General features: G+C 65.4%; 4 protein-coding genes and 1 pseudogene. 2 read left to right on the top strand and 3 right to left on the bottom strand.

Annotated features, from left to right (window positions below):
* Together EN745_RS32855 and EN745_RS32860 are read left to right on the top strand one after the other, a co-directional pair.
* Positions 1-1385, top strand: a 1385-nt coding sequence (locus tag EN745_RS32855) for a cation:proton antiporter (protein ID WP_127423173.1), incomplete at its 5' end; no start/stop codon positions are given.
* 4 nt (positions 1386-1389) lie between these two features.
* On the top strand, positions 1390-1938 hold the full coding sequence (locus EN745_RS32860) for a DUF924 family protein (RefSeq protein ID WP_126054778.1): 549 nt from the start codon (positions 1390-1392) through the stop codon (positions 1936-1938).
* A 33-nt stretch (positions 1939-1971) separates the two neighbouring features.
* Here the strand turns inward: EN745_RS32860 and folK are convergent, their stop codons facing one another.
* The 3 genes and pseudogenes from folK to EN745_RS37350 form a co-directional block, all read right to left on the bottom strand.
* Positions 1972-2484, bottom strand: a complete 513-nt coding sequence (folK, locus tag EN745_RS32865) for a 2-amino-4-hydroxy-6-hydroxymethyldihydropteridine diphosphokinase (RefSeq protein ID WP_126054779.1) — start codon at positions 2482-2484, stop codon at positions 1972-1974.
* Positions 2468-2827: a dihydroneopterin aldolase gene (gene folB / locus EN745_RS32870; protein WP_127423174.1), complete on the bottom strand. Its 360-nt coding sequence runs from the start codon at positions 2825-2827 to the stop codon at positions 2468-2470. Before folB ends, folK begins: the two co-directional genes overlap by 17 nt.
* A 3-nt stretch (positions 2828-2830) precedes the next feature.
* Positions 2831-2967, bottom strand: a pseudogene (locus EN745_RS37350) (dihydropteroate synthase); the annotation flags it as partial.

Below are 2967 nucleotides of genomic sequence, written 5' to 3' on the forward strand. Positions count from 1 at the left end.
TCGTTTCCATCCTGCTGCTGGAGGATCTGGCGATCGTGCCGCTGCTGGCGCTGATCGCCTTCCTGGCGCCCGGCGGTGCCGAGATGAGCCTGTCGCAGCGGCTGACCGAGGTCGGTATCGGCCTTGCCGCGATCGTCGGCCTGGTGGTGGCCGGCCGTTATCTGCTCAATCCGTTCTTCCGCATCCTGGCGGAAGCGCGCGCCCGCGAGGTGATGACGGCGGCCGCGCTGCTGGTGGTTCTGGGGTCGGCGCTTGCCATGCAGCTTTCGGGCCTGTCGATGGCGATGGGTGCGTTCCTCGCCGGCGTACTGCTTTCCGAATCGACCTTCCGCCACCAGCTGGAGGCCGACATCGAACCGTTCCGGGGTATACTGCTCGGCCTGTTCTTCCTTGCTGTCGGCATGTCGCTCGACTTGCATGTGGTGGCCGCCAACTGGCGGCTGGTGGCCATCTACGTCGTCGCCTACATGGTGATGAAGGCGCTTGGCATCTACCTCGTCGCCCGCATGCTGAAGACCGGTCACCGTGAGGCGCTGGAACGCGCCGTGTTCATGGCGCAGGGCGGCGAATTCGCTTTCGTTCTGTATTCGGCGGCGGCTGCGGTCGGGATCATCGACGGCCAGGCCAATGCGACGCTGACGGCAATTGTCATCATTTCCATGGTACTGACGCCGCTCGCTATCGTTGCGCTGCGCTCCATGACGCTGCGCGACGAGCAGTCACTCGAAGGAGTCGATGTCGCCGAAGGCCTTTCCGGCAGCGTGCTGATCATCGGCTTCGGCCGTTTCGGCCAGATCGCCTCGCAGCCGCTGCTGTTGCGCGGCATCGATGTCTCGATCATCGACAACGAGGTCGAGATGATCCAGGCGGCGGCCGATTTTGGCTTCAAGGTCTATTACGGCGACGGCACGCGGCTGGACATCCTGCACGCGGCCGGCGCCGGGCGGGCGCGCGCGGTGCTGATCTGCGTCGACAAGCCGGAAGCGGCGGTCCGCATCGCGCAATTGATCAAGGCCGAATTCCCGCTGGTCACGATACTGGCGCGCGCCTTTGATCGCGGCACCGCCCTGCAGCTCATCCGCGCTGGCGTCGACTACCAGCTGCGCGAGACATTCGAATCGGCGCTGGGCTTCGGCGGCTCGGCGCTCGAAGCGCTTGGCGTCGATCCGGAAGACGTCGCCGAGGTGATCGAAGATGTCCGCCGCCGCGACACCGCCCGCTTCGAGACGCAGCTGGCAGAAGGCGTGCGCGCCGGCCAGCGCTTCCTGAAAGGCAATATAGGCACGCCGATACCGACGCCGCTGACGCCGCCGCGCCGTACCGGCCAGGCGCTCAACGAGGAGACGGCCGGCGTGCTGAGCAAATCCGAGCCCGCGGAGGAATAGAGAGATGGCTGAACTGGACAAACGGGCGCTCGCCGTCACCGCATTCTGGCGCGATGCCGGCGAGGATGCCTGGTTCGAGAAGAACGATGCCTTCGACGCGGAATTCCGCAACCGGTTTCTCGACCTGCACTTCGCCGCCGCACGGCGCGAATGCGACGACTGGTGTGAACACGCCGAGGGTTCGCTGGCGCTGATGGTCCTGCTCGACCAGTTTCCGCGCAACTGCTTTCGCGGCACCGGCCATATGTACGCAACCGATCCGCTGGCGCGCCATTTCGCCGGCAAGGCGATCGCCGCCGGCCATGACCTGGCGCTCGAAGAGGACATTCGCTTCTTCCTCTATCTGCCCTTCGAGCATTCGGAGCTGCTCGTCGACCAGGCGCGCTCGGTGGAGCTCACATCCACCAGTGCCCAACCCTATCTGAAATATGCGGTCGAGCACCGCGAGATCATCCAGCGCTTCGGCCGCTTCCCGCACCGTAACCGCATGCTTGGCCGCGAGACGACACCGGAGGAACAGGCGTTCCTCGACGACGGCGGCTTTTCCGGCTGACTTCAGCCAACTGCCGCCGTCGGTCCGCTGTTCCTATTCCAGCCACCAGTCGCGGCCGGACGGCAAGCGCTCGATGCCCGAAATGTCGACGGTGCCGAGGCGTTCCGAGACGCTCTTGCCGCCTATCGCCAGCTCCGGCGCGATTTCGGCCAGGGGCGCCAGCACGAAGGCGCGCTCCAGCATGCGCGGATGCGGCACGTCCAGACCAGTCTCGTGGATGATCCGGTCGCCGAACACCAATATGTCGATATCGATCAGCCGCGGCCCCCAGCGCTCCTCGCGCACCCGCTTCAGCCGGCGCTCCGCGTCGAGGCAAAGGTCGAGCAGTTCGCGCGGGGCGAGTCCGGTCGTGATCGTGGCGGCGGCATTGAGGAAATCGGGCTGGTCGAGCTTGCCCCAGGGCGGCGTGCGGTAGAGCGAGGACACAGCGACGACGCTTGTCTTGTCGTCGCCATCCAGAAGGCGCAGTGCTGCCGCCATCGATCGGGCGGGATCGCCAAGATTGCCGCCAAGGCTGAGGTAGACCGTGTTATTCGGGCCAGACAACTGTCACCTCGACATGGTCGAGCACGCCGGGCACCGGCGCGTTGGGCTTGCGCACGGTGATCTCGGCTCTCTTGATTTGCGGAAACCGCGCCGTCAGCGCCTTGGCCACTTCCAGCGCCAGCGCCTCGATCAGGAAACGCCGGTGCCCGGTGATGATCTTCTCGATCACCGCGAAGGCGACGCCATAGTTGACGGTGTCCTCGATGGAATCCTCGACGAGCGCCCGGCCCGGCTCGACGGTCAGCGCCGCGTCGACGTAAAAACGCTGGCCGAGCGTCTCCTCCTCGTCCAGCACGCCGTGCCGGGCAAAGAAGGCGCAGTTCTTCATGCGGATGACATACATGGCTCAGCGTCCGGAGGGGTCGGTTTCACGCGCCAGCATAGCATCGGCCAGCGCCAGCGCATCCACGTTGATTGCGACATCGTGGACGCGAAATAGATGCGCGCCTTTCAATCTCAAAATGACGCTGGTCGCCGCTGTTC

This window comes from Mesorhizobium sp. M4A.F.Ca.ET.022.05.2.1 (assembly GCF_003998845.1).
Taxonomy (GTDB): Bacteria; Pseudomonadota; Alphaproteobacteria; order Rhizobiales; family Rhizobiaceae; genus Mesorhizobium.

Excerpts from the sequence above, each read along its gene's own strand:
- folB (WP_127423174.1), bottom strand. The coding sequence starts at position 2,827 with ATGTATGTCATCCGCATGAAGAACTGCGCCTTCTTTGCCCGGCACGGC.
- EN745_RS32860 (WP_126054778.1), top strand. The coding sequence starts at position 1,390 with ATGGCTGAACTGGACAAACGGGCGCTCGCCGTCACCGCATTCTGGCGC.